The sequence below is a fragment of the Luteimonas sp. A537 genome (genome assembly GCF_054052065.1).
On sequence record NZ_JBSVRH010000005.1, the window covers coordinates 158853 to 183370 of the forward strand.

The 24518-nt window shown below is 69.7% G+C and carries 21 protein-coding genes; 13 read left to right on the plus strand and 8 right to left on the minus strand.

Annotated features, from left to right (window positions below):
* The first annotated feature begins 52 nt into the window (after nt 1-52).
* The 3 genes from ACW7GZ_RS13950 to ACW7GZ_RS13960 are packed head-to-tail and all read left to right on the plus strand — an operon-like array spanning nt 53 to nt 2533.
* On the plus strand, nt 53-880 hold the full coding sequence (locus ACW7GZ_RS13950; RefSeq protein WP_457005011.1) for an exodeoxyribonuclease III: 828 nt from the start codon (nt 53-55) through the stop codon (nt 878-880).
* A complete protein-coding gene (locus ACW7GZ_RS13955; protein WP_457005012.1) occupies nt 877-2199 on the plus strand; it encodes an AmpG family muropeptide MFS transporter in 1323 nt (440 codons plus the stop codon). Before ACW7GZ_RS13950 ends, ACW7GZ_RS13955 begins: the two co-directional genes overlap by 4 nt.
* 55 nt (nt 2200-2254) lie before the next feature.
* Nucleotides 2255-2533 (plus strand): hypothetical protein, encoded by a 279-nt coding sequence (locus tag ACW7GZ_RS13960; protein WP_457005013.1) that lies wholly within the window; start codon nt 2255-2257, stop codon nt 2531-2533.
* An 86-nt stretch (nt 2534-2619) separates the two neighbouring features.
* Here the strand turns inward: ACW7GZ_RS13960 and ACW7GZ_RS13965 are convergent, their stop codons facing one another.
* Together ACW7GZ_RS13965 and ACW7GZ_RS13970 are read right to left on the minus strand one after the other, a co-directional pair.
* The gene (locus ACW7GZ_RS13965; RefSeq protein ID WP_457009782.1) at nt 2620-3738 is read right to left on the minus strand and encodes an anhydro-N-acetylmuramic acid kinase; all 1119 of its coding nucleotides are present in this window, start codon (nt 3736-3738) and stop codon (nt 2620-2622) included.
* Between the two features lie 40 nt (nt 3739-3778).
* Nucleotides 3779-5272: a M23 family metallopeptidase gene (locus ACW7GZ_RS13970; protein ID WP_457005017.1), complete on the minus strand. Its 1494-nt coding sequence runs from the start codon at nt 5270-5272 to the stop codon at nt 3779-3781.
* 262 nt (nt 5273-5534) lie between these two features.
* Here ACW7GZ_RS13970 and tyrS point away from each other — a divergent pair, with 262 nt between their 5' ends.
* Both tyrS and ACW7GZ_RS13980 read left to right on the plus strand, forming a co-directional pair.
* Nucleotides 5535-6725 carry a tyrosine--tRNA ligase gene (gene tyrS, locus ACW7GZ_RS13975; protein ID WP_457009834.1) on the plus strand — a complete coding sequence of 397 codons (1191 nt, stop codon included), beginning with the start codon at nt 5535-5537 and terminating at the stop codon, nt 6723-6725.
* Nucleotides 6726-6808: 83 nt separating this feature from the next.
* Nucleotides 6809-7321 (plus strand): hypothetical protein, encoded by a 513-nt coding sequence (locus ACW7GZ_RS13980; protein WP_457005018.1) that lies wholly within the window; start codon nt 6809-6811, stop codon nt 7319-7321.
* A gap of 84 nt (nt 7322-7405) precedes the next feature.
* On the opposite strand, the gene ACW7GZ_RS13985 is transcribed toward ACW7GZ_RS13980, so the two are convergent.
* Nucleotides 7406-9103 (minus strand): M28 family metallopeptidase, encoded by a 1698-nt coding sequence (locus ACW7GZ_RS13985; protein ID WP_457009784.1) that lies wholly within the window; start codon nt 9101-9103, stop codon nt 7406-7408.
* A 66-nt stretch (nt 9104-9169) separates the two neighbouring features.
* Nucleotides 9170-9856, minus strand: coding sequence for a hypothetical protein (locus tag ACW7GZ_RS13990; protein WP_457005022.1), 687 nt, complete (start codon nt 9854-9856; stop codon nt 9170-9172).
* A 62-nt stretch (nt 9857-9918) separates the two neighbouring features.
* On the opposite strand from ACW7GZ_RS13990, the gene gpmI reads away from it, so the two are divergent.
* The 3 genes from gpmI to ACW7GZ_RS14005 all read left to right on the plus strand — a co-directional run bounded on the left by gpmI (nt 9919) and on the right by ACW7GZ_RS14005 (nt 14383).
* Entirely contained in the window at nt 9919-11463 is a 1545-nt protein-coding gene (gene gpmI / locus ACW7GZ_RS13995; protein WP_457005023.1) for a 2,3-bisphosphoglycerate-independent phosphoglycerate mutase, read from the plus strand.
* Nucleotides 11464-11555: 92 nt separating this feature from the next.
* Complete coding sequence (locus ACW7GZ_RS14000) at nt 11556-12800, plus strand: murein hydrolase activator EnvC family protein (protein WP_457005107.1); 1245 nt, start codon at nt 11556-11558, stop codon at nt 12798-12800.
* Nucleotides 12801-12886: 86 nt separating this feature from the next.
* On the plus strand, nt 12887-14383 hold the full coding sequence (locus ACW7GZ_RS14005) for a S41 family peptidase (RefSeq protein ID WP_457009786.1): 1497 nt from the start codon (nt 12887-12889) through the stop codon (nt 14381-14383).
* On the opposite strand, the gene ACW7GZ_RS14010 is transcribed toward ACW7GZ_RS14005, so the two are convergent.
* Complete coding sequence (locus ACW7GZ_RS14010) at nt 14377-15069, minus strand: rhomboid family intramembrane serine protease (RefSeq protein WP_457005109.1); 693 nt, start codon at nt 15067-15069, stop codon at nt 14377-14379. The two genes, ACW7GZ_RS14005 and ACW7GZ_RS14010, sit on opposite strands and share 7 nt — an antisense overlap.
* A gap of 138 nt (nt 15070-15207) precedes the next feature.
* Here ACW7GZ_RS14010 and ACW7GZ_RS14015 point away from each other — a divergent pair, with 138 nt between their 5' ends.
* The gene (locus tag ACW7GZ_RS14015; RefSeq protein ID WP_457005027.1) at nt 15208-16548 is read left to right on the plus strand and encodes an OmpP1/FadL family transporter; all 1341 of its coding nucleotides are present in this window, start codon (nt 15208-15210) and stop codon (nt 16546-16548) included.
* 64 nt (nt 16549-16612) lie between these two features.
* Here the strand turns inward: ACW7GZ_RS14015 and ACW7GZ_RS14020 are convergent, their stop codons facing one another.
* The 3 genes from ACW7GZ_RS14020 to putA form a co-directional block, all read right to left on the minus strand.
* Entirely contained in the window at nt 16613-17119 is a 507-nt protein-coding gene (locus ACW7GZ_RS14020) for a hypothetical protein (RefSeq protein ID WP_457005028.1), read from the minus strand.
* Nucleotides 17120-17148: 29 nt separating this feature from the next.
* Nucleotides 17149-17634 carry a hypothetical protein gene (locus ACW7GZ_RS14025; RefSeq protein WP_457005030.1) on the minus strand — a complete coding sequence of 162 codons (486 nt, stop codon included), beginning with the start codon at nt 17632-17634 and terminating at the stop codon, nt 17149-17151.
* Between the two features lie 89 nt (nt 17635-17723).
* Entirely contained in the window at nt 17724-20900 is a 3177-nt protein-coding gene (putA, locus tag ACW7GZ_RS14030; protein ID WP_457009788.1) for a bifunctional proline dehydrogenase/L-glutamate gamma-semialdehyde dehydrogenase PutA, read from the minus strand.
* A gap of 243 nt (nt 20901-21143) precedes the next feature.
* On the opposite strand from putA, the gene coxB reads away from it, so the two are divergent.
* From coxB to ACW7GZ_RS14050, 4 genes are read left to right on the plus strand one after another with little or no spacing between them, the layout of a single operon-like run.
* Nucleotides 21144-22109, plus strand: coding sequence for a cytochrome c oxidase subunit II (coxB, locus tag ACW7GZ_RS14035; protein ID WP_457009790.1), 966 nt, complete (start codon nt 21144-21146; stop codon nt 22107-22109).
* A 23-nt stretch (nt 22110-22132) separates the two neighbouring features.
* Nucleotides 22133-23791: a cytochrome c oxidase subunit I gene (gene ctaD / locus ACW7GZ_RS14040; RefSeq protein ID WP_457009792.1), complete on the plus strand. Its 1659-nt coding sequence runs from the start codon at nt 22133-22135 to the stop codon at nt 23789-23791.
* Complete coding sequence (locus tag ACW7GZ_RS14045; RefSeq protein WP_457005037.1) at nt 23775-23915, plus strand: hypothetical protein; 141 nt, start codon at nt 23775-23777, stop codon at nt 23913-23915. The genes ctaD and ACW7GZ_RS14045 overlap by 17 nt, the downstream gene beginning before the upstream one ends.
* Nucleotides 23912-24511, plus strand: a complete 600-nt coding sequence (locus ACW7GZ_RS14050) for a cytochrome c oxidase assembly protein (protein WP_457005039.1) — start codon at nt 23912-23914, stop codon at nt 24509-24511. The genes ACW7GZ_RS14045 and ACW7GZ_RS14050 overlap by 4 nt, the downstream gene beginning before the upstream one ends.
* Nucleotides 24512-24518 lie beyond the last annotated feature (7 nt).

A 24518-nucleotide genomic window follows, 5' to 3' on the forward strand; every position in this document is an offset into this window, starting at 1 on the left:
CGTGCCTGCGCGCTGCCGGCGGCCGTGCCGGCGGTGCGTTAACCTTCACGCCATGCGCATCATCAGCTTCAATGCCAACGGCATCCGCTCGGCCGCCAGCAAGGGGTTCTTCGACTGGTTTCGCGCCCAGGATGCGGACATCCTCTGCGTGCAGGAAACCAAGGCCCAGGAGCACCAGCTCCTGGCCGCCGACGGCAACGGCCTCCACCCCGACTTCCTTCCCGACGGCTACAAGGCCTGGTTCAAGGACGCGAGCACGAAGAAGGGCTACAGCGGCGTGGCGATCTACAGCCGCCGCGAGCCCGACGAGGTGCGCACCGCGCTCGGCTGGGCGCCGTTCGACGATGAAGGCCGCTACATCGAGGCGCGCTTCGGCAACCTGAGCGTGGTGTCGTTCTACATCCCGTCGGGCTCGTCCGGAGAGCTGCGCCAGGGCTTCAAGTTCGAGGTCATGGACTGGCTGCGGCCGATCCTCGACCAGTGGCTGGCCAGCGGCCGCGACTACGTGCTGTGCGGCGACTGGAACATCGTGCGCTCGCGCAACGACATCCGGAACTGGACCGGAAACCAGAAGAATTCGGGCTGCCTGCCGCCGGAGCGCGCCTGGCTGAACACGATGATCGCCGACGGCTGCGGCGACGGGCTGGGCGAGGCGCCGGCGCATGGCTGGGGCGACGCCCTGCGCATGCTGCGGCCCGACGCGGCGGACGAATACACCTGGTGGAGCAACCGCGGCGCCGCACGCGCCAAGAACGTCGGCTGGCGCATCGACTACCAGTTCGCGACCCCGGCGCTGGCGAAGCGGGTCGAGGCCTGCGCGGTGCACGGCGAGCCGCGCTTCTCCGACCATGCGCCGCTGGTCGTGGACTACCGCGAGTGAGCACGGCCGCGGACGGAGCGACGCCGCCGACGCCGTCGGCCTGGCGCGCGTTCGCGCAGCCTTCGGCGCGGACCATGTTCTTCTTCGGCTTTGCGTCGGGGCTGCCCTTCCTGCTGGTCGCCGGCACGCTGGCCTACTGGCTCCGCGACGGCGGGCTGGAGCTGCGCGAGATCACCATGATCGCCAGCGCCGGCCTGGCGTATTCGTTCAAGTTCGTCTGGGCGCCGCTGGTCGATCGCTGGCGGCTGCCGCTGCTCGGCCGCTTCGGGCAGCGCCGCGGTTGGCTGCTGTTGGCGATGGCCTGCGTGATGGGCGGGCTGCTGGCGATGTCGATGCTGACGCCCGAGCGGCTGGCGGTGTTCGTGGCGCTGACGCTGTTCGTGGCCTTTTCCGGCGCCACGCTCGACATCGCGGTGGACGCCTATCGCGTCGAGATCGCACCCGCCTCCGAGCAGGGCGCGCTTGTGGCGACCTATTCGCTGGGCTACCGGATCGCGCTGATCGTGTCCGGTGCGCTGGCGCTGGTGCTCGCCGACCACGCCGCGTGGGCGAGCGTGTACCGGGTGATGGCGGCCTGCATGCTGGTGCCGATGGTGGCCTGCCTCCTGGCGGCCGAACCCGACGTGGTGCGCGTGCGCACCAAGGGCTGGGCGGCCGGCCTGCGCGAGGGCGTGGTCGAGCCCTTCGCCGACTTCTTCCGCCGCTTCGGCAGCGGCATCGGCCTGGTGGTGCTGTTGTTCATCCTGTCGATCAAGATCTCCGACCAGGCGATCGTCGGCGGCATCATCGGCCCGTTCTACCTCGACCAGGGCTTCAGCAAGACCGAGATCGCCGCGGTGACCAAGGTCTACGGCATCTGGGTCGGGATCGCCGGCGCCTTCCTCGGCGGCGTGGCCGTCGCGCGCTGGGGCATCCACTGGCCGCTGCTGGTGGCGATCATCCTCGGCGCCGCCAGCAACCTGCTGTACCTGGCGCTGATAGGTGCCAACGGCGACATCGGCCTGCTGACCCTGGTGATCTCGGGCGAGAACCTGGCCCAGGGCTTCCTTGGCACCGCCGCGGTCGCCTACCTGTCGGCGCTGGTGAACCAGCGCTACACCGCCACGCAATACGCGCTGTTCTCGTCGCTGATCATGCTGCCGGGCAAGGTGCTGGGCTTTTTCTCGGGCGCCATCGTCGAGACCAGCGCCGGCGGCTATGCCACCTATTTCCTGATCACCGCGGTGGTGGCGGTGCCGGCGGTGCTGCTGTTCTTCTGGCTGAAGCCGCGGCTGCGGCTGGGCGACGAGGCGGGCGGGGTCGCGGAGGACGCGGCGTGAACGCGGGCCGGGCCTTGCCCATCCGGCCGCGTCGTCGTATCTATGGCGCGTTGCCGTGACCGATGGCGACTACTGGACGCGGGCCATGACCGACATCGTGCTCAAGGACATCGACGAGGTGCTGCTGGAACGCATCAAGCGCGTCGCCGACCGCCGCGGCTGGGCGCTGTCGCACGCGCTGCTGCAGCTGCTGGAGCGCGGCCTGTACGCGGCCGAAGGCGACGGCAAGCTCAGCTTCGACAGCTCCGAGGCCGACGTGCTCCAGGCCGCGATCGCGGCCCTGGAAGGCGTGCCCGACGGCGATTTCTCGCTGATCGGCCAGCTCCCCCAGTAGGAGCAGCTACAGCTGCGACCGGGATCTCCGGCCGGAGCCCGATTGGAGCCCGATTGGAGCCCGATTGGAGCCCGATTGGAGCCCGATCAGACCGGGTGGATGGCGCCGAGGATGCGTGGGCCGGCGGCGCCGGTGACGCTGGCGAGGTTGCCCGGGCGTCCGGCCAGGGTCTCGCGCGCCAGCCAGGCGAAGGCCATGGCTTCGATCGCATCGGGATCCAGTCCGTGCGCGGCGCTGGATTCGACCGCGATGCCCGGCATCTCCGCTGCCAGCGCCTGGGTCAGGCGCGGATTGTGCACGCCGCCGCCGCAGGCGATCACGCGCGTGGTGGAGGGCTGGGTCGCGCGCAGGGCGTCGGCCACGGTGCGCGCGGTCAGGGCGAGCAGGGTGGCCTGGACGTCGGCCGGTGATTCCGTGCCCGCGAGCCGCGATTCCACCCAGCCGAGGTGGAACGTGTCGCGCCCGGTGGACTTCGGCGGCGGCAGGGCGAACCAGGGTTCGTCCAGGAGGCGTGCCAGCAGCGCGGCGTCGACCCGGCCCTCGGCGGCGAACGCGCCGCCGACGTCGAAGGCCTTGCCGCGGTGGCGCAGGCACCAGGCGTCCATCAGGCCGTTGGCCGGACCGGTGTCGAAGCCGCGCACCGGGCCTTCGCCGGGCAGCAGGGTGAAGTTGGCGATGCCGCCAAGGTTGAGCACCGCGCGCGATTCGGCGGGATCGTGCAGCAGCGCCGCGTGCAGCGCCGGGACCAGCGGCGCGCCGTGGCCACCCGCGGCCACGTCGCGACGGCGGAAGTCGGCCACGGTGGTGATGCCGGTGCGCTCGGCGATGGTCGCCGCGCAGCCGAGCTGCAGGCTGAAGGGCAGGGCGCCGTGCGGGCGATGGCGCAGCGTCTGTCCGTGCGAACCGATTGCGGTGACGGTCGCCGGTTGGGCGCCCGAGTCGGCCAGCGCGCGCAGTGCGGCGGCGGCGAAGGCGCGCCCAATGGCGACGTCGAGCTCGCCCACCGCGTCCAGCGACAGCAGCGCGTCTTCCTGGCCGAGCGCCACCAGCCGTTCGCGCAGGACGGGGTCCCAGGCGTAGGTGCGCGCGAAGCGCAGGGTCGGGCGCGTAGTGGCGGCGTCGTCTTCGAAGTCGACCAGCGCGGCGTCGATGCCGTCTGCGCTGGTGCCCGAGATCAGTCCGAGAAAGCCCTGCCGGCCTGCCATGCGTGAAGCCCCCTGTGACGCCGCGTAGGCGGCGCGGCGATCAGCCCTGTCCGCGGCCGGACGGCGCGTCGCGCCTCGCCTTGGCCACGCGGGTGCCATCGGCGGCATCCGGTACCTGGGCGTAGATGATGTCTTCGACGGTGCGGATGCGCGCCAGCGCCGGCCCGGTCTGGGCGTGGAAGGCGGCCAGCGCGACGCCCTTCAGCGGCTCGGGCTCGGGCATGGTGTGCTGCAGCGGGTTGCGGTGCACGCCGTTGATGCGGAACTCGTAGTGCAGGTGCGGGCCGGTGGACAGGCCGGTGGTGCCGACGCGACCGATCACCGTGCCCTGGCTGACGCGCTGCCCCTGGCGGATGTTGCCAAAGCCGGACATGTGCGCGTACAGCGTGGTGTAGCCGCGACCGTGGTCGAGGATCACGGTGTTGCCATAGCCGCCACGCCAGCCCTTGAACTGCACCCGCGCGTCGCCGGCGGCCATGATCGGCGTGCCGGTGCGCGCGGCGTAGTCCACGCCCTTGTGTTGGCGGACGTTGCCGCTCACCGGGTGCCTGCGCGAGCCGAAGCGCGAGCTCAGGCGCGCGTACTGGATCGGCATGCGGATGAAGCTCTTCTTCAGCGGCCGGCCTTCGGCGTTGTAGTACTCGGTCTTGCCGTCCTGCTCGAAGCGGAACGCGGTGAACGGCTTGTTCTTGGCGGTGAACACAGCGGCCAGGACCTTGCCCGTACGCAGCAGTTCGCCCTCGCGGTAGACCTGCTCGACGACCACGCTGAAGCGGTCGTTCTGGGTGACGTCGGTGTTGAAATCGATGTCGTACTGGAAGATCTCGTCGGTCAGCATGTTGATGCTGGAACCCGACAGCCCGAGCTTGCGGGCGGAGTGGAACAGTGAGCGGCCGACCTTGCCGCTGACCACGGAGGTGCGGACCTCGATGGGGCGCTCGATGACGGTTTCGACGACCTTGCCGGCGTCCAGCGCGAGCTCGACGCGCTCGGCTTCGCCGCGGTCGTAGCGCAACGCGTGCAGGCTGCCGCGGCCACCATTCTCCGGGGCCGGGTTGAAGGCGAAGCCGAGCTGCACGCCGGGACGCAGCCGGGTCAGGGCATCGCGCGCGCCGGGCTGCTCGAGAAGCGCGTGCATGGTGCTGGCCGGGATGCCCAGTTCGTCGAAGATGGCGCCGAGGGTCTGGCCCTTTTCCACCGTCACCGGCATCCAGTTCGCGGCCGCCGCTTCCGGCTCCGGCTGCACGGGAAGCGCCGGCAGCGACAGCGACAGCGTGGTCAGGCGCGCGCTGTGGGGTACGTCGACGGCGGTATTGAAACCGGGCACGATGGCCAGCAGCAGGGCACCTGCGGTGGCGATCAGGCTGGCATGGGCCCACTGCCGCCGCGACCAGCGGCGGTTGCCGGTGGTTTCGGCGGAGGCTTCAGCCTGGTGGCTGCTGGTGGTGGCCTGGCGCTCGAGTTCGCGCAGGTTTTCGAGGCGGACGCGCTCGCTGCGCTGCGCGTCGGATTGATGCGATTCGGGCGTGGTCATATGTGGATCGGACCCCCGGGCCCGTGCGTGACGGGCGCGTCACCGGGCCACCATAATCACGCGAAGATCACGCGTCAAACGATTGACGCGGCTGGAGTTTCTTCTTGGTAATAATTTAACTTCCAGTTAACAACCACTTGAACCCGCGTCACATTTCCATGCCGGAACGACGCCCAGCCGGACCCGAGCCTTGTCACAGAACTCCCACGAACACGCCAGCCAGCCGCACGTCCCATCCGCGCACGCGGTCGACCCCGGCGCCATCGAACTGATCGCCCGCGGCACCGACGAGATCCTCAAGCGCGAGGAACTCGAGGCCCGACTCGCCTCCGGCCGCCCCCTGCGGGTCAAGGCCGGATTTGACCCGACCGCCCCCGACCTGCATATCGGCCACACCGTGTTGCTCAACAAGATGCGCCAGGTCCAGGACCTGGGGCATACGGTGGTGTTCCTGATCGGCGACTTCACCGGGATGATCGGCGACCCTTCCGGCAAGAGCGCCACCCGCAGGCCGCTGACCCGCGAGGACGTGCTGGCCAATGCGAAGACCTACGAGGACCAGGTGTTCAGGGTGCTCGACCACGAGCGCACCGAGGTCCGCTTCAACTCCGAATGGTTCGGCAAGATGGCTGCCGCCGACATGATCCGCCTGGCTGGCCAGCACACCGTGGCGCGCATGCTCGAGCGCGACGACTTCGCCAAGCGCTATGCCGCGCAGCAGTCGATCGCGATCCACGAATTCCTCTATCCGCTGGTGCAGGGCTACGACTCGGTGGCGCTCGAGGCCGACGTCGAGCTCGGTGGCACCGACCAGAAGTTCAACCTGCTGATGGGCCGCGGCCTGCAGGAGCACTACGGCCAGAAGCCGCAGGTGGTGTTGACGATGCCGCTGCTGGTGGGCCTGGACGGCGTCAACAAGATGTCCAAGTCGCTGGGCAACTACATCGGGGTCACCGATCCGGCGATCGACTTCATCAACAAGACCATGAAGATCGGCGACGACCTCATGTGGGACTGGATCGAATTGCTGAGCTTCGACATCGGCATCGACGAGGCGACGGCGCTGAAGGCGGGCGTGGCCTCCGGTGCGCTGAATCCGCGCGAGGTGAAGCTGCGCCTGGCGCGCGAGCTGGCCACGCGCTTCCACGATGCCGCAGCGGCGGAAACCGCGATCGCAGGCTGGCACGCGGCGGTGACGGGGCAGGGCGACACTTCGCTGCTTCCGCTGCAGGACGTGACGGTGCCGGCGGAGGGCCTGCGCATCGCCGCACTGCTGACCGCGGCCGGGATCACGCCGTCGAATTCGGAGGCCAATCGCAAGTTGAAGGAGCGCGCGGTGAAGGTGGACGGCACGGTGGTCGATGATGCGGGCACCACGTTCGCGCCCGGCTTCGAAGGCGTGCTGCAGGTCGGCAAGCGGAACTTTGCGCGGGTGCGGCTCATCACCGGCTGATCGGGACTTGGCCGCTTTCGGATGGAAAAGCCGTTACTGCATTGTGCTCGTACGACGTCCGTCGTCGAATCCAGAGGAAGAACATGAAAGCCCCGCTCTCGATACTATCCATCGCAATGTTGGCCGCAGCGATCGCCACACCAAATGCGCACGCCGGCACGAGCGCGCGTATGAGCCAGGAGAGCGGTTCCCGGGCCTGCCAGGGCGCACTGCCCGCATTCGCCGGGACGCTGCGCGCCCGCCCCCTCGGAATCGGCAACGAAGGGGCCGCCCCTGCGTTCGTCACCTGCGCCTGGGAAGGCTGGGATGGTGGATACGGCCGCACCATGAGCCAGGCGTCGCTGTACATGGGCAACACCGGCGCAGAGGCGGTGACGGTTAACTGCACCTTCGTGCACGGCCATGCCATGGGGTCGAACAATACATACGCCCCGGTCTCGCACACGCTCAATCCCGGCGACGGGACCTTCGTCCATTTCCCGACCAGTCAAATGGGCTTAGACCAGCTCTATTGGCCACAGGTCAGCTGTGCGCTCCCGCGGGGCGCGGTCATTCACTACCTTTACCAGTATTACAACGAAGAAATCGGCAGCTGAGGGGCGCTTCCCGGATGCCGGAAATGGGACGGCGCCTTGCGGCGCCGTCCCATGCAGCCGTTCCCGGCCACGGGTCGTCAAGGCTTACTGCGCGCCGGTACGCATCGCGTCGCGCGCGGCCTTGAAGGCGTTGCCTTCGTACCAGTTCGGCCAGCTGCCGTCGTCAGCCAGGGTACGACCCACGCCGTACAGCACTTCCAGGTCCTGGATCACGCCGTCGAGGTTCCATGCCGGGTCGAACTCGTCGGCAGGCTTGTGGTACGCGACCTCGGTGTAGTGGCGCGCATGTTCCGCGCCCGCGTCCTTGCCGCCGTCGAGCAGGTCGTCGCCGCCCTTGGCGTACAGCGCCGGCACGCCGGCCTTGGCGTAGTTGAAGTGATCGGAGCGGAAGAAGAAGCCGCCGGCCGGGTTGCCTTCGGACACGATTTCACGGTCCTGGCCATCGGTGAAGGTCTTCAGTACGTCCTCGAGCTCGGAGTTGCCCTTGCCGACCACGACCATGTCACGCGACGGACCGGCGACGCTCATCGCGTCGAGGTTGACCACGGCCACGGTGTCCTGCAGCGGGAACACGGGGTGCGCGACCTGGTACTTGGAGCCGAGTAGGCCGGACTCCTCCAGGGTCACGGCCACGAATGCGATCGAGCGCTTCGGCTGGCCGTCGGCTTTGAACTTTTCGGCGATCTCGATGATGCCGGCGATGCCGGTCGCGTTGTCGATGGCGCCGTTGTAGATCGTGTCGCCCTCGCCCTCGTGCGTGCCCAGGTGGTCCCAGTGGCCCATGTAGACGATTGCCTCGTCGGGCGCTTCGCTGCCGCGAAGCACGCCAATGACGTTGCGCGACGAGCTCTCGCGGGTGGTGCTGGCGAGGTCGAAGGACACGCGCGCGTCCAGCGGGACCGCGCTGAAGCCGCGCTGGTTGGCCGCGGTGTACAGCGCCTCCAGGTCCTGGCCGACGTCGGCGAAGAGCTTCGTCGCGGCCTCGGCGCTCAGCCAGCCCTGGGCCGGCAGGCGCGGCTCCGGATCGTCGGATGCGCGCAGGTCGAACTGCGGGCCGGACCACGAATTCTTGACCACGTCCCAGCCGTAGGACGCGCCCGCGGTGTCGTGGATGATCAGCGCGGCGGCGGCGCCCTTGCGCGCGGCCTCTTCGAATTTGTAGGTCCAGCGGCCGTAATAGGTCATGCGCTCGCCTTCGAACAGCGAGTCGTCCTTGGCATGGAAGCCGGGGTCGTTGACCAGGATGACCACGGTCTTGCCGGTGACGTCGATGCCGGCATAGTCGTTCCAGCCGAGCTCCGGCGCGTCCACGCCGTAGCCGACGAACACCAGGTCGCTGTCGGCGACCTTGACCTCGGCCTCGCCGGTGCGGGTGCCGATCACCATGTCGGTGCCGAACGCGAGCTCGCGGGGCTCGCCGGCGACCTCCATGTGCAGCACGGTCGATTCGTCGGCGGTGGTCTCGACCATCGGCACGGTCTGGAAGAAGCTGCCGTCGTCGCCGCCGGGTTCCAGCCCGATGCGCTCGTACTGCGCCTTGATGTATTCGACGGTCATCTCGCCACCGGGCGAGCCGGGTGCGCGGCCCTGGAATTCATCGGAGGACAGCGTCTTCACCATCTCGGCGAAGTCGTCCTTGCTCAGGTCGGGGCTGAAGTCGTGCGTGGACGCTTCCGCGGCCGGCGCGTCGCCGGTGGGGGCGGCGGTGGCGGGTTCGCCGTTGCCGCACGCGGCCAGGGCCGTGGCCACGGCGAGGCTGAGCACAAGGTGGGTCGGTCGCATTCGTCGGGTCCTGCAGAAATGGAATCCCCGATTCTATGCGTTCGGCGCCCTGCGGGGGCGCGGGCTTCAGTCGCTGGTGCGAGGCGGCGCGGTCGCCGTCGAGTAGGGCACCGGCGTGGCGCCGCTGATTTCGCCGACGCGGGCGCTGTCGTGCACGTACAGCGTGACCTCGCGTTCGAACTCCAGCGGGCCGTCGACCACGGCGCCGGGCCCGATGATGATCCGCTGGCGGCGGGTGCTGATGCGGATCGGCATCCAGTTGGCGCTGGGCTTGTCGACGTGCAGGCGTCCGCGCACGTGCGAACCGGTGCCGATGGTCACGTTGCCGCTGCTGGTGCCGACGTCGCCGGCCACGACCGTCGCGACCAGGCCGATGGCGCCGTTGACGGTCTCGACGTCGCCCTCGACCTCGCCGCCGCGGCCGATGAACACGCCGCCGTTGACGGTCTCCACGCTGCCGCCGATGCGCGCGCGTTCGCCCACGCGGATGCCGCCGTTGACCGTGGACAGTCCGCCGCTGGCGATGTCGTTGCCGGCGCGGATGGCGCCGTTCACCGTGTTGGCGTCGCCGGTGCGGGCGCCATCGTCCAGGGTGATGCTGCCGTTGACGGTTTCCAGCTGGCCGTGCCCGGTGCCGGCGCTGGCGGTGATCGCGCCGTTGACGCGGTTGATGTCTTCCGCGGCCAGCGCGGAGCCGGCCGCGAGCGCGGCGATGAAAACGAGGGCGAATCGGGGAGCTTGACGGATGTTCATGGCCCGAGTCTGCGCCGGCCGGCGCTACAATGCATGCGTCCAACGTCACAGGGTCGAACGTCGTGCCTGAGCCCGATTCCGTCCGCCGGCCGAAGCCGGTCGTGCTGCTGATCCTCGACGGCTGGGGCCATCGCGACGATCCCCGCGACAACGCGCTGGCGCTCGCCGACCTCCCCAACTGGCGGCGCCTGTTCGCCGCGCACCCGACCACACTGGTGCATACCGAAGGCACCCACGTCGGCCTGCCCGACGGGCAGATGGGCAATTCCGAGGTCGGGCACATGAACATCGGCGCCGGGCGCGTGGTCTACCAGGACCTGACCCGGGTCGATGCCGCGATCGCCGACGGCAGTTTCTTCGCCAATGACGGCCTGCGCGCGGCCTGCGCCGCGGTGAACGCGTCGGGCGGCACCCTGCACGTCATGGGCCTGCTCTCGCCCGGTGGCGTGCACAGCCACGAGGCGCACGTGCTGGCGATGCTCGCGCTGGCCAGGCGCGAGGGCGTGGCGCGCGTCGCCGTGCATGCGTTCACCGACGGCCGCGACATGCCGCCGCGCTCGGCCGCGCCCAGCCTGCGCGCGCTGGCCGATGCCTGCGCGCTGCACGGCAACGCGCGCATCGCCAGCGTCAGCGGGCGCTACTACGCCATGGACCGCGACCAGCGCTGGGAGCGCGTGCGCCTGGCCTGGGACGCCATCGTCGAGGCGCGGGCGGAGCACGTCGCGCCCGATGCCATGGCCGCGCTTGACGCCGCCTACGCCCGCGGCGAGAACGACGAGTTCGTGCTGCCGACGGTGATCGCCGGCGCCGAACCGATGCGCGACGGCGACGCGATGGTGTTCATGAACTTCCGCGCCGATCGCGCGCGCCAGCTGGCCGCGGCGTTCGTGGCCCCGGCATTCGATGGATTCGCCGCGCGGCGGCCGGTGCTGGCCAGCTTCACCTGCCTGACCGAGTACGACGCCACCCTGCCGGTGGCGCTGGCGTTCGCGCCCGACGACCTGCGCAACACCCTGGGCGAAGTGCTGGGTGCCAATGGCCTGGCCCAGCTGCGCATCGCCGAGACCGAGAAGTACGCCCACGTCACCTTCTTCTTCAACGGTGGCCGCGAGACCCCGTTCGACGGCGAGGAGCGCATCCTGGTGCCGAGCCCGAAGGTTGCCACCTATGACCTGCAGCCGGAAATGAGCTGCCCCGAGGTAACGGAAAAGCTGGTGGCCGCGATCGCCTCCGGCCGCTTCGACGCCGTGGTCTGCAACTTCGCCAACCCCGACATGGTCGGCCACACCGGCGACCTGCAGGCCGCGATCAAGGCCGTGGAGGCCGTGGACCGGGCACTTGGCGAGGTCGCCGCGGCGGTCGCCGCGCAGGGCGGCGAGCTGCTGGTCACCGCCGACCATGGCAACGTCGAAATGATGCGCGACCCGGTGACAGGCGAGCCGCACACGTCGCACACCGTTGGTCCGGTGGATCTCATCTATGTCGGTGGGCGCGGCGATGCGACCCTGCGCACGGGTGGTGCGCTGCGCGACCTTGCGCCGACGATGCTCGACCTGCTGGGCGTCGCGAAGCCGGTGGAGATGACCGGTTGCAGCCTGCTGGCGTGAACCTCGCGCCGGCCACGCCGCCGCGCCGCGACTGCCTGCACCGGCGCGTTCCGGCGCGGCCGCTGCTGGCCGGATCCGTGCCGCTGCTGCTGATGCTGTCGGCGTTGCTGGTGTTGCTGGCATTTCCCGCCGGGCCGGCATCGGCCCAGGACAGCCGTGACGCGCAGCGCCGGCTGGACAAGGTCAAGCGCGAACTCAACGAAGTCGGACGCGAGCGCCGCCGCATCGAAGGCGACCGCGGCAAGGCCAGCCGTGAGCTTCGCGACGCCGATGAGCGGGTAGCCCGCAATGCCCGGGAACTTGCCGCCACCGGGGCGGCGCTGGCGCGGCAGCAGCAGGCGCTTGCGGATCTGGAGACGCAGCGTGACGCCCTCGCGGAAGGCCTTTCGACGCAGCGCAAGGAGCTTGCCGGGCTGCTGCGCGCGGCCTACACCGTGGGCGGGACCACGCCCCTGAAGCTGCTGTTGGCACAGGATGATGCCGCGGGCGCCAATCGCAGCCTGGCCTATCACGGCTATCTGCAGCGCGGCCGCAGCGCGCGGATCACCGAGCTGTCAGCCGAGCTCGCCGGGCTCGAGGAGATGGAGCAGGCGATCGCCGCCGAACGGGCGGCCCTGGTCGCCACCAGCGAGCGCCAGCGCGCGCAATCCGAGGCGCTGGAGCGCGAGCGTGCCGAGCGCGCCAAGGCGGTGGCCGGGCTCGATGCCAGCTACAGGGACCGCAGCGAGCGCGAGAAGGCCCTGGGCGCCGATGCGAAGTCGCTCGAACGCCTGCTCGCGCGCCTGCGCGAGGCGGCGCGCAAGGCCGAAGCCGAGCGCAAGGCCGAAGCCGCGCGCCGCGCCGCCGCAGCCACCGCGGCGCGCGATGGCGACAAGCCCGGCGCGGGCGCCGGGGCCGGACGCAATCCCGTGCCCGATGCGCCAAAGGTCGCGGTCGCCCGCACCGCCGCGGTCCAGGTCGGCGGCCTGTCCTGGCCCCTCAGCGGCAGCCTGCTGGCCGGCTATGGCGCGCGCATGCCCGACGGCCGCCGCAGCGACGGCGTGCTGGTCGCCGCCGCCGCCGGCACCCCGGTCACCGCGGTGGCCGAGGGCACCGTGGTGTTCGCGGAATGGATGACCGGCTACGGCCTGATCCTGATCGTCGATCACGGCAACGGCTACATGAGCCTGTACGCGCACAACGACAGCCTGCTCAAGAACCCCGGCGACCGCGTCCGCCGCGGCGATGCGGTGTCCACCGTCGGCACGTCCGGCGGCCAGGGCCGCGCGGCCCTGTATTTCGAGCTGCGCCGGGAGGGCAAGCCCGTCGATCCCCGCACCTGGCTGCAGAAGCGCTGACGGGGCCCGCGCCGCGCCGGCGGCATAATCGACTGAACCCGCGCGCGGATGCGCGGTCCAATTCCCGTTCCCTCCCGGAGTCCCGCATGCGCGCCAGCCTGTTGACGCTCGCCCTCGCCAGCCTGTTGGCGCTGCCCGCCATCGCCCAGGACGCGCCCGCCGTGCCCGCCGCGCCGCCCGCCGAATCTGGCGCCGCGCCGGAGGCGGTTGAGCCCGCGCAGCCCGCGCAGGCGGAACCGCAAGGGCAGGCCGGGCCGCAAAAGCAGGCGGGCCAGCCAGAGCAGGATGGAGACGCCGACGCCGACGCCGACGCCGATGCCGACGCCGACGCCGACGCCGATGCCGATGCCGATGCCGACATCGCCGCTGCAGAGCCACCCCTCGACGGGGATCCCGCCAGCGCGATCCCGCTGGAAGAGATCAGCCGCTTCGTGCTGGTGTTCAACGCCGTGCGCGCCGGCTATGTCGACGAGGTCGAGGACCGCGAGCTGATGCAGGCGGCGATCCGCGGCCTGCTGCTCGACCTCGACCCGCACAGCGCCTACCTCCAGCGCAGCGACGCCGAGGCCTTCGAGGAAGGCACCACTGGCGCCTACGAGGGCATCGGCGTGGAGGTCATGCAGCTGCCCGACGGCCGCATCCGCGTGATCTCGCCGATGGACGACAGTCCGGCACAGCGCGCGGGCATCCGCTCCGGCGACATGATCGTGGCCGTGGATGGCGAGGAGCTGACGCCCACCAGCCACGAAGGAAGCGGACCGTTGCGCGGGCCACCGGGCACCGAGGTCGGCGTCACCATCGTCCGCGAGGGCGAAGCCGAGCCGCTGGAGCTGCGCGTCGCGCGCGCGGTCATCCGCACGCCCAGCGTGCGCGGCAGCATGCGCGAGCCCGGCTTCGGTTATATCCGCATCGCCGGCTTCCAGGCCGATACCGCCAGCGACTTCGCCGATACCCTGGACGGACTCCAGGCCAAGGCCGGCGGTGACGGCCTTCGCGGGCTGCTGGTCGACCTGCGCAGCAACCCCGGTGGCCTGCTGACCTCGGCCGTACAGATCGCCGACGACCTGCTGGAGAGCGGCGGCATCGTCAGCACCCGCGGCCGCATCCAGGTGGGCGACACGGCCTTCAGCGCGACCCCCGGCGAGCGCATGCGCGGGCGTCCGGTGGTCGTACTGGTGGACGCCGGTTCGGCCAGCGCCTCGGAGGTGCTGGCCGGTGCGCTGCGCGACAACAACCGCGCCTGCATCGTCGGCAGCCGCAGCTTCGGCAAGGGTTCGGTGCAGACGGTGATGCCGCTGGACAACGGCGATGCGGTCAAGCTGACCACGGCGCGCTACTTCACCCCCAACGGCACCTCCATCCAGGCCCGCGGCATCGAGCCCGACCTGGTGCTCGACGTCAAGGGCGCACCGGTTGCCGGTTTCGGCGAAATCACGCTGCCCGGGCACCTGGTCGCCGAAGGCGAGGAGGGCAGCCGCGCGGGCCAGGTGCTCGACGGCGACGAGCCGGTGGTGCAGGCGATGGCCGCGCTGCGCCGCCTGGCCGAGGGCGACGACTGCGTGCCGCCGCCGGTGGCTCAGTAACCCTTCTGCCGGCGCAGGCGGCGCGCGATGGCGCGCCGCGAGAACAGGGCGAAGACGACGCCGAACGCGAAGCCCGCGACGTGCGCCGACCAGGCCACGGCGCCGAACGCCGGACCGATGTAGGCGAACACCACCTGCAGCAGCGCCCAGATCCCGATCAGCAGCGGCGCCGGCGCGCGCACGAACTCGAGGAACAGGCCCAGCGGCAGCACCACGCCCAGGTGCGCGCGCGGGAACAGCGCCAGGTAGGTGCCGATCAGCGCCGACACCGCGCCGCTGGCCCCGATCACCAGGCGGTCGGGCGTGTCGATGACCAGCACGGTCGCGAGGTTGGCCAGCGCGCCGCCGACAAGGAACAGGGCCAGCAGCCGCCATGGCCCCATCACCCGTTCCGCGGGCAGCCCGAAGATCAGCAGGAACACCAGGTTGCCGAGCAGGTGGGCCCAGTCGGCGTGCACGAACAGCGCGGTCAGCAGCCGCACGCCGCGCTCGCCGTCGGCCCAGGACACCAGCAGGTCGCCCGGCCCCAGCGCGCCGGTCAGCGCGCCCCAGCGCACCATCAGCGCCTGTTCCACGGCTTCCGGGCGGGTGCTGGCCCACAGGTAGACCACCCACAACGTTGCACACAGCAAGGGGGTTGCCCAGCGCATCGCGGGGCGGGAACGCGTCGGGATCGAGACGAACATGCGTTGCGGGCCGGGCAGGGGCGGGTTCACAAAGATAACCGGCGGCAGGCGTGACGCGGGGCAGCTGTGCATGACCATCCGCCACGGTATAGTGCGCGCCACACCAATATCCGCAAGCCCTCTGTCAGGAGTTTTTCAATGCGTATCTCCCCCACTCTGCAGGCTTCGGCCCTCGCGCTCGGCATCCTCGGCGCACTGGCCCTCGCCCCCGTCCACGCGTCCGGTTTCCAGCTCAAGGAAAACAGCGTCAAGGGCCTCGGCGCCGCGTTCGCCGGCTCCGGCGTCAATGAAGGCGACGCATCGGTCGTGGTCAACAACCCGGCCACGATGACCCGCTTCGAGGGCACCACGGTCCAGGCCGATCTTTCGGTCATCGACCTGAGCTACCGCTTCGAAGGCAGCGGCACCGACGCGCTCGGCCGCCCGCTCAACGGCGGCGACGGCGGCGAAGCCGGTGACGTCACCCCGATCCCCGCGTTCTCGGTGATCCACAAGCTCGACAACGGCCTGGCGCTGGGCGCCATGGTCAGTGCCCCGTTCGGCCTGAAGACCGAGTACGACCCCGACTGGCAGGGCCGTTACTTCGCCGACACCTCCGACATGCAGATCGTGAACCTGACTCTGTCGGCGGCGCTGGATCTCAACGACCACCTGTCGGTCGGCGTGGGCGCGGTGTACTCCAAGGCCGACGTGACCCTGTCCAAGGCCGTCGACTTCGGCACCCTGCTGTTCTCCAACCCGGCCACCCGCCCGCTGCCGTTCGCGCTGCCCCAGGCCCGCGACGGCCACGCCGAGATCGAGGGCGACGACACCGGCTTCGGCTGGCTGGTCGGCTTCAACCTGCGCCCGACCGATCGCCTCGCGATCGGCGTCAGCTACCAGTCCGAGATCGACTACGAACTTCGCGGCACCGCGGAATGGGCCGTGCCCGGCGATGTGCGCGCAGTGTTCAACAGCAACCCGATGACCGCGCAGCTGTTCAACAACGGCGGCGTCGGTGCCAAGCTGACGACGCCGTCGACCTTCGCGGTCGTGGCGCGCTACGACTTCACCGACCGCTTCGCGATGATGGCCAACTGGACCGAAACCGGCTGGTCGTCGCTGCGCGAAGTGCGCGTCAACTTCGACAACGGCGATCCGGATTCGGTCGAGCCCTTCGGCTGGGAAGACACCGCGTTCATGTCGCTTGGCGCGGAATACAAGCTCAACGAGTCCTGGACCCTGCGCGGCGGCGTTGCGTATGACGAGACCCCGACCAGCCTCGAGCACCGCACCCCGCGCCTGCCCGACGACGATCGCCGCTGGTACTCGATCGGCGCCACCTGGAACGTCAGCGACGCGATGGACGTGAGCTTTGCCTTCACCCACCTGAAGCCGAAGGATCCCAAGATCGACTTCGCGAGCGGCGGCAGCACCATCACCGGTCCCTACGACGGCGACGCCAACCTGTTCGGCGTGTCGGCGCAGTACCGCTTCTGACGGCAGGCGCCAAGCCTGCAGTTGGACGACGAGGAAGCCCCGCGCAAGCGGGGCTTCTTTCGTTTCAGCTCATGAGCTGGTGAACGTACAGCGTGCGCACGCCCACGCCAGGCGCCAGCGTGCAGCTGGTGTTGAATGGGGTGCCGCTTCTGGGCGCATAGTCGGGCAAGTCGGCGGTCGACCAGGAAATCCCCGCGACGGTGCCGGCCGGCAAGGTGACCGATTTCGTCGAATATTCGGGCGGGTCGTTGCCGGCACCGCCGCCCATCACGCCCGTACAGCTGACGGTGACATCGACCGCGGAATCATTGGCCAGATAGACGCTCTGGCCAAAGGCATGCATGTCTCTGAACTGCACGCTTGTCGGCGAGCAGGTGACGAACGCCAGTGACGTGCCTTCGTTCTGGATAGCCAGCGGGCGCTTGCGGATCTGCCCCTCGTAATTGGGCAGCGCGGCCTGGCAGGCGCCGCTGCCGTTGACCTGCAGCGACTGGGTGAGGCTGCCGGCACTGGCCGGGAGGGCCAGCGCCAGCGCGCCAGTGAGGAGAATGCTGGTGAATGCAGTTCGCATGATGGATCGTCCTCCCGTTCCTGGATTCACTAGATGGACACCCCATAGGATTGGACGGTGCCGATTCCGGTCCCCGGCGGCAGGTTGCAGCTCGTCACCCACTTGCTGCTTCCGTCAGTGTCTTTCCAGTTGAGGATTCTCGTCGCACCGGACGGAACGCTGATCGCCTTGGATACGTAGATCGTGGGGATCTGGCCGATGGACACGCCGGTGCAGCTCACGGTGGCCGCCGAGCTGCCGTTGTTGATGAACGTGACGTCCAGGCCGTAGTCGCCGTCGGCGAGGCCTGTGAACTGCGGCGGCGCGCAGGTCACGAAGGCGGACGCGGTGCCTTCGTTCTGCAGCGCCAGTGGCCGTTTGCGGACCTGGCCCTCGAAGGCGGGCAATGCCGCCTGGCAGGTTCCTGGACCCGTGGACATCTGGTCCAGGTACGCGGACTGTGCCGACGCTGGCGTGGCCGACAGCACCAGCAATGCAACGGCGGCAGTGGTGAGCAGGGGTCTGGCGATGTGCATAGGATCTGTCCTTCGATACCCGTGGATGAGCATGGGGTATACGAGCTGCCGGATGGCAGCCGGACATTCGCCGTGCTGGGCGCTCGTCGTCAGTCGCCAAGCGTCAGCAGCGAGGCATTGCCGCCAGCCGCAGTGGTGTTGATGGTGACGACCTTCTCGGTGGTGAAGCGCGGCAGGTAGTGGGGGCCGCCGGCCTTGGGCCCGGTGCCGGACAGGCGCTGGCCGCCGAAGGGCTGCACGCCGACCACCGCGCCGACCTGGTTGCGGTTGACGTAGACGTTGCCGACCCGCGCGCGCGCGGCGATCAGCTCCACGGTGTCGTCGATGCGCGAGTGGATGCCAAGCGTCAGGCCATAGCCGGTGGTGTTGATGGCATCGATCACCTGGTCGAGCTGGCCGGCCTTCCAGCGGATCACGTGCAGCGCGGGACCGAAGTTCTCGCGGTCCAGCTGCGACAGCGACTTGAGCTCCCAGGCGCGCGGGGCGAAGAAGGTACCGTGCGCGGTGTCGTCGCCCATCGCAGCGATCGCGATCAGCCGCGCCTCGTCCTGCATGCGCGCGGCGTGGCGGTCGAGCATGCCCAGCGCGTCGGCATCGATCACCGGACCGACGTCGGTCGACAGGTCGTCGGGATCGCCGACCTTGAGCTCGGCCATGGCGCCGGCGAGCATGGTGATGACCTTGTCGGCGATGTCGTCCTGCACGAACAGCACGCGCGCGGCCGAGCAGCGCTGGCCGGCGGAGGTGAAGGCCGAGGCCATCACGTCCTTGATCAGCTGCTCGGGCAGCGCCGAGGAGTCGGCGATCAGCGCGTTCTGGCCGCCGGTCTCGGCGATCAGGGTGCCGATCGCGCCGTCGCGCGCGGCCAGCGCGCGGTTGATCGCAAGCGCGGTGCCGTTGGAGCCGGTGAACACCACGCCGGCGATGCGCGCGTCGCCGGTGAGCGCCGCGCCGACGCTTGCGCCGTCGCCGGGCACGAACTGCAGCACGGCGTCCGGCACGCCGGCCTCGTGCAGCAGCTTCACCGCCTCGAAGCCGACCAGGCTGGTCTGCTCGGCGGGCTTGGCCAGCACGGTGTTGCCGGTCACCAGGGCCGCGGCGACCTGGCCGATGAAGATCGCCAGCGGGAAATTCCACGGCGAGATGCAGGCGAACACGCCGCGCCCGGCCAACTGCAGGGTGTTCGTCTCGCCGGTCGGGCCGGGCAGGATCTCCGGCGCGGACATGCTGCGCGCCTGGCCGGCGTAATAGCGCAGGAAGTCGACCGCCTCGCGCACTTCGGCCACGCCGTCGGGGATGGTCTTGCCGGCCTCCAGCGTGCACAGCGCCATGAAGCGCGGCATCCGCTGCTCCAGCAGGTCGGCGGCGTGCTCGAGCAGGGCGGCGCGGCTGGCCACCGGCGTCGCGTCCCAGGCAGGCTGCGCGGCGACCGCGTTGACCATCGCGCGCTCGACCGTGGCGGCGTCGGCGGGCTGCCAGCGGCCGACGGTGCGACGGCGGTCGGCGGGGCTGGTGACGTCGATCCAGTCGCCGGCGCTGGCGGCCCCCGGGACCAGCGGCGTGGCCTGCCAGTTGCCGGGTTCGGCGGCCATCGCCGCGGCCAGGCTGCGCAGGTCGTCGTCGTTGGCGAGGTTGATGCCCATGGAATTGGTCCTGTCGGTGCCCTGGCTGCGAAGCATGTCGGCCGGGAGCGGGATGCGCGGATGCGGGATGCTGTCGAATGCGGCCACGACGTCGACCGGGTCGCGGACCAGGTCGACGATCGGCACGTCGGTGTCGGTGATGCGGTTGACGAAGCTGGAGTTGGCGCCGTTTTCGAGCAGGCGCCGCACCAGGTAGGGCAGCAGCTCTTCGTGGCTGCCCACCGGCGCGTACACGCGGCAGGGCACGCCCAGGCGGTCGGCCGGGATCACCTCGTCGTAGAGATCGTCGCCCATGCCGTGCAGCTTCTGGAACTCGAACGGCCGCCCGGCCGCCAGCCGGTGCACGGCGGCGATGGTCTGCGCGTTGTGGGTGGCGAACATCGGGTACACCGCCGCGCCGGCGTCGAGCAGGCGGCGGGCATTGGCGAGGTAGCTGACGTCGGTGTTGGGCTTGCGCGTGAATACGGGGTAGCCGGGGAAGCCCTCGACCTGGGCGCGCTTGACCTCGGCGTCCCAGTAGGCGCCCTTGACCAGGCGCACGGGGACCTGGCGCCCGCCGCGGCTGGCGAGGCCCGCGATCCAGTCGATCACGAACGGCGCGCGCTTCTGGTAGGCCTGGACGACGATGCCGAAGCCGTTCCAGCCCTCGAGCGAAGGATCCAGCCAGGCGGCCTCGATCACGTCCAGCGACAGCTCCAGGCGGTCGGCCTCCTCGGCATCGACGGTCAGGCCGATGCCGTGCTGCTTTGCGCGCTGCGCCAGCTCCAGCAGGCGCGGCGCGAGTTCGGCCAGCACGCGCGCGTGCTTGGCGTGTTCATAGCGCGGATGCAGGGCCGACAGCTTGACCGAGATCGAGGGCGCGACGATGGCGTCGGCGGGGCGGCCGGCGTCGCGCCCGGCGTCGCGCCCGATGGCATCGATCGCGGCGCGGTAGGCCTCGAGGTAGCGGTCGGCGTCGTGCCGGGTCAGCGCGGCCTCGCCCAGCATGTCGAATGAATAGAGGTAGTGCGCATTGCGGCCCTTGCGTGCGCGCGACAGCGCCTCGCCGATCGTCCGCCCCATCACGAACTGGTGGCCCATGATCTTCATCGCCTGGCGCACGGCCAGGCGGATCACCGGCTCGCCCGCGCGGCCGACCAGGCGCTTGAAGGCGCCGTGCACGTCGCGCCTGGTGCCGTCGGCCAGGTCGACCAGGTGGCCGGTCAGCATCAGGCCCCAGGTGGAGGCGTTGACCAGCACCGAATCCGATTGGCCGACGTGGCGCTTCCAGTCGGCGTCGCCCAGCTTGTCGCGGATCAGGCGGTCGGTGGTCTCGCCATCCGGGATGCGGAGCAGGGCTTCGGCTACGCACATCAGCAGCACGCCCTCCTCGCTGCCCAGGTCGTACTGGCGCATGAAGGATTCGACCACGCCCTGGTCGGGCGCGCGCAGGCGCACGCGGCGGACCAGATCCGCGGCGGTGGCGGCGATCGCGGCCGCGTCCCCGGGCGGCTGGCGGGCCTCTTCGAGCAGGGCGCGGACCCGCGTCGCCTCGTCCGCCAGCCAGTGGCGGGTGATGTTGGCGCGCAGCGGATCGGACGGCGGAGGCGGGGCAACCGGGAGGAAATCGTTCACTGGGGTCATGCGCGGGGAGGGAACTCGAATTCTAGCCGTCGGGGCGGGCCAGAAGCGCGCCCGCAGGGCACCTGCGAAGCCGCCGCGCTTGCCGGTCAGGCAGCGCGGCGGCTAACATCACGACGATCAGGCGCCCCCACTGGGGTGTGGCCGGTCCACTTGCCGGAGCGTCATGCCGGCCGGGGGGCCTTCCGAACAACCGTTCCAACAGGCGGCCAGCCGGCCGCCACCGACGACATTGGGGTTGCACGCATGAGGCAGGCGCGATTCTTGCGGTGGATTCTGGCGGCCGTTGCCGCGGCACCGGCAGCGGCATTGGCGCAGGCGGCCGACCCGACGCGATGGCAGCTGAACATGGGGCGCGGGGTCACCTCCTCGTCGCAGAACGCCTACGAGGCGCACATGCTGGTGCTGTGGATCTGCGTGGCGATCAGCGTGGTCGTGTTCGGCGCGATGGCGTACGCGATGTTCGCCTTCCGCAAGTCCAAGGGCGCGGTGGCCGCCAAGTGGAGCCACAACCTCAAGGCCGAAGTGGTCTGGACCGTGATTCCCGTGATCCTGCTGGTGATCATGGCCTGGCCGGCCACCGCCAAGCTGATCGCGATGTACGACACCCGCGACTCGGCGATGACCGTCAAGGTCACCGGCTACCAGTGGATGTGGAAGTACGACTACCTCGGCGAGGACGTCTCCATCACCAGCCGCCTCGACCGCGAGAGCGACCGCATCCGCCAGAGCGGCGAGCGCCCGGACCTTGCCGCCAATCCCCACTACCTGCTCGACGTCGACAACGAGCTGGTGCTGCCGGTGGACACCAAGGTCCGCTTCGTGATCACCGCAGACGACGTCATCCACTCCTGGTGGGTGCCGGCGCTGGGCTGGAAGCAGGACGCGGTGCCGGGCATCGTCAACGAGGCCTGGACCCAGATCCACGAGCCCGGCGTGTACCGCGGCCAGTGCGCCGAGCTCTGCGGCAAGGACCACGGCTTCATGCCGATCGTGGTCCGTGCGCTGCCGAAGGACGAGTACGCAAGCTGGCTCGCGTCGATGAAGCAGTCCGGCGCAGGCGTGCCGAGCGAGCCGTCGGCGGTGCCGCAGGGCGGTGAGGGCAATGCCCCGAGCTCGGTCGACCCCGATATGGTCGAAGACGTGCTGCAGGGCGAGGAGCCCACCGCCCCGCAGGCACCCGCCCCCGCCGACGCTTCCAGCGCCGGCTGACCGAACACGAAAGGCCGACAGTCATGTCCACGCATACCGCAACCGCCGAACACCACCACGACGAGGGCCACAAGCAGGGCTTCGTCCAGCGCTGGTTCTTCTCCACGAACCACAAGGACATCGGCACGCTGTACCTGCTCTTCAGCTTCATGATGTTCATCATCGGCGCGGCGATGAGCGTGGTCATCCGCCTCGAGCTGGCGGTGCCGGGGCTGCAGCACGTCGACCCGCACTTCTTCAACCAGATGACGTCGATGCACGCGCTGGTGATGATCTTCGGCGGCGTGATGCCGGCCTTCGTGGGCCTGGCCAACTGGCTGATCCCGCTGCAGATCGGCGCGCCCGACATGGCGCTGCCGCGCATGAACAACTGGTCGTTCTGGATCCTTCCGTTCGCCTTCACGATGCTGCTGATGACCCTGTTCCTGCCGGGCGGCGCACCGGCCGGCGGCTGGACCATGTACCCGCCGCTGTCGCTGCAGGGCGGCTCCAGCATGGCCTTCGCCATCTTCGCCATCCACATGATGGGCATCAGCTCGATCATGGGCGCGATCAACGTCATCGCCACCGTGCTCAACATGCGCGCGCCGGGCGTCGACCTGCTGAAGATGCCGATCTTCCCGTGGACCTGGCTGATCACCGCATTCCTGCTGATCGCAGTCATGCCGGTGCTCGCCGGTGCGGTGACGATGCTGCTGACCGACAAGTTCTTCGGCACCAGCTTCTTCAATGCCGCCGGCGGCGGCGACCCGGTGATGTACCAGCACATCTTCTGGTTCTTCGGGCACCCGGAGGTCTACATCATGATCCTGCCGGCCTTCGGCGTGGTCTCGGAGATCATCCCGACCTTCAGCCGCAAGCCGCTGTTCGGCTACCAGGCCATGGTGTACGCGACCGCCGCGATCGCTTTCCTGAGCTTCATCGTGTGGGCGCACCACATGTTCGCGTCCGGCATGCCGCTGGGCGGCGAGATCTACTTCATGTACGCGACCATGCTGATCTCGGTGCCCACGGGCGTGAAGATCTTCAACTGGGTCAGCACCATGTGGAAGGGTTCGCTTACCTTCGAGACACCGATGCTGTTCTCGATCGCCTTCGTGATCCTGTTCTCGATCGGCGGCTTCTCGGGCCTGATGCTCGCGATCGTCCCGGCCGACTTCCAGTACCACGATACGTATTTCGTAGTCGCCCACTTCCACTACGTGCTGGTCACGGGCTCCGTGCTGGCGCTGATCGGCGCGGTCTACTACTGGTGGCCGAAGTGGACCGGCCGCATGTACAACGAGGCCTGGGGCAAGTTCCACTTCTGGTGGACGATGGTGTTCGTCAACCTGCTGTTCTTCCCCCAGCACTTCCTGGGCCTGGCCGGCATGCCGCGCCGCATCCCGGACTACAACGTGGTGTTCGCCGACTGGAACCTGATCAGCTCGATCGGTGCGTTCGGCATGTTCGTCACGCCCTTCATGATGTTCGGCATCCTGTTCCACTCGCTGAAGAAGGGTGCCGTTGCGCCGCAGCGTCCGTGGGAAGGCGCACGTGGCCTGGAGTGGACCGTGCCGTCGCCGGCGCCGCACCACACCTTCACCACGCCGCCGGTGATCGGCCCGGGCGACCTCGCCCATGGCGACCTGGATCCGGAAGGCGGCGAGATCGAGCCCGTCAACGATGCCCGCCGCGCCTGACAACCGCGATCCCGCACGCGTCGCCGAACAGCGGCGGCGCGCGCTGCGCATGGCGCTCGTGCTGGGCGCGGTCGCGCTGGCGATCTACATCGCATTCATCCTTTCCGGAGTCCTGGCGTCATGACCGGCAAGCGCTCCAATACCGCCGGCATCGGCAAGATGGTGCTGGCCGCTGGCGTCGCGTTCGCGTTCACGTTCTCGCTGGTGCCGCTGTACCGGATCGCCTGCGAGAAGGTCTTCGGCATCCGCCTCGACAACACCGCGGCTGATGCCGGCACCGCGGCCGCCGCCGGTGCCGCGGCCGAGGCGCGCATGGTCACGGTGGAATTCGACGGCGGCGTGAACTCCTCGCTGCCGTGGTCGTTCCGGCCCAACCAGGCGCGCATGCAGGTGCAGGTGGGCCAGCAGTACGAGACCACCTATTTCGCGCACAACGACAGCGAGCGTTCGATCGTCGGCACGGCCACGCCTTCGGTGGCACCGGCGCGCGCGTCGGGCTATTTCGCCAAGACCGAGTGCTTCTGCTTCACCGCGCAGACGCTGACCGCGGGCGAGACGCGCGACATGCCGGTGCGTTTCATCATCGACCCCTCGCTGCCCGACGACGTCAAGACCATCACCCTGTCCTACACTTTCTACAAGAACGACGTCCTGACCGAACGCGAGCAGGCCACCGTCGCCGCCGCGGCAGCGACGACCGTGCCGCACGCGGCACCTTGACCCAGCA

Bases quoted from the DNA above. Each gene is read 5' to 3' on its own strand.
- ACW7GZ_RS13950 (WP_457005011.1), top strand. From the start codon at position 53: ATGCGCATCATCAGCTTCAATGCCAACGGCATCCGCTCGGCCGCCAGC.
- ACW7GZ_RS13965 (WP_457009782.1), bottom strand. From the start codon at position 3,738: ATGGCAGGCCGGCAGGGCTTTCTCGGACTGATCTCGGGCACCAGCGCA.
- ACW7GZ_RS13970 (WP_457005017.1), bottom strand. From the start codon at position 5,272: ATGACCACGCCCGAATCGCATCAATCCGACGCGCAGCGCAGCGAGCGC.
- ACW7GZ_RS13980 (WP_457005018.1), top strand. From the start codon at position 6,809: ATGAAAGCCCCGCTCTCGATACTATCCATCGCAATGTTGGCCGCAGCG.
- ACW7GZ_RS13985 (WP_457009784.1), bottom strand. From the start codon at position 9,103: ATGCGACCGACCCACCTTGTGCTCAGCCTCGCCGTGGCCACGGCCCTG.
- ACW7GZ_RS13990 (WP_457005022.1), bottom strand. From the start codon at position 9,856: ATGAACATCCGTCAAGCTCCCCGATTCGCCCTCGTTTTCATCGCCGCG.
- ACW7GZ_RS14000 (WP_457005107.1), top strand. From the start codon at position 11,556: ATGCTGTCGGCGTTGCTGGTGTTGCTGGCATTTCCCGCCGGGCCGGCA.
- ACW7GZ_RS14005 (WP_457009786.1), top strand. From the start codon at position 12,887: ATGCGCGCCAGCCTGTTGACGCTCGCCCTCGCCAGCCTGTTGGCGCTG.
- ACW7GZ_RS14010 (WP_457005109.1), bottom strand. From the start codon at position 15,069: ATGTTCGTCTCGATCCCGACGCGTTCCCGCCCCGCGATGCGCTGGGCA.
- ACW7GZ_RS14015 (WP_457005027.1), top strand. From the start codon at position 15,208: ATGCGTATCTCCCCCACTCTGCAGGCTTCGGCCCTCGCGCTCGGCATC.
- ACW7GZ_RS14020 (WP_457005028.1), bottom strand. From the start codon at position 17,119: ATGCGAACTGCATTCACCAGCATTCTCCTCACTGGCGCGCTGGCGCTG.
- ACW7GZ_RS14025 (WP_457005030.1), bottom strand. From the start codon at position 17,634: ATGCACATCGCCAGACCCCTGCTCACCACTGCCGCCGTTGCATTGCTG.
- putA (WP_457009788.1), bottom strand. From the start codon at position 20,900: ATGACCCCAGTGAACGATTTCCTCCCGGTTGCCCCGCCTCCGCCGTCC.
- coxB (WP_457009790.1), top strand. From the start codon at position 21,144: ATGAGGCAGGCGCGATTCTTGCGGTGGATTCTGGCGGCCGTTGCCGCG.
- ctaD (WP_457009792.1), top strand. From the start codon at position 22,133: ATGTCCACGCATACCGCAACCGCCGAACACCACCACGACGAGGGCCAC.
- ACW7GZ_RS14045 (WP_457005037.1), top strand. From the start codon at position 23,775: ATGCCCGCCGCGCCTGACAACCGCGATCCCGCACGCGTCGCCGAACAG.
- ACW7GZ_RS14050 (WP_457005039.1), top strand. From the start codon at position 23,912: ATGACCGGCAAGCGCTCCAATACCGCCGGCATCGGCAAGATGGTGCTG.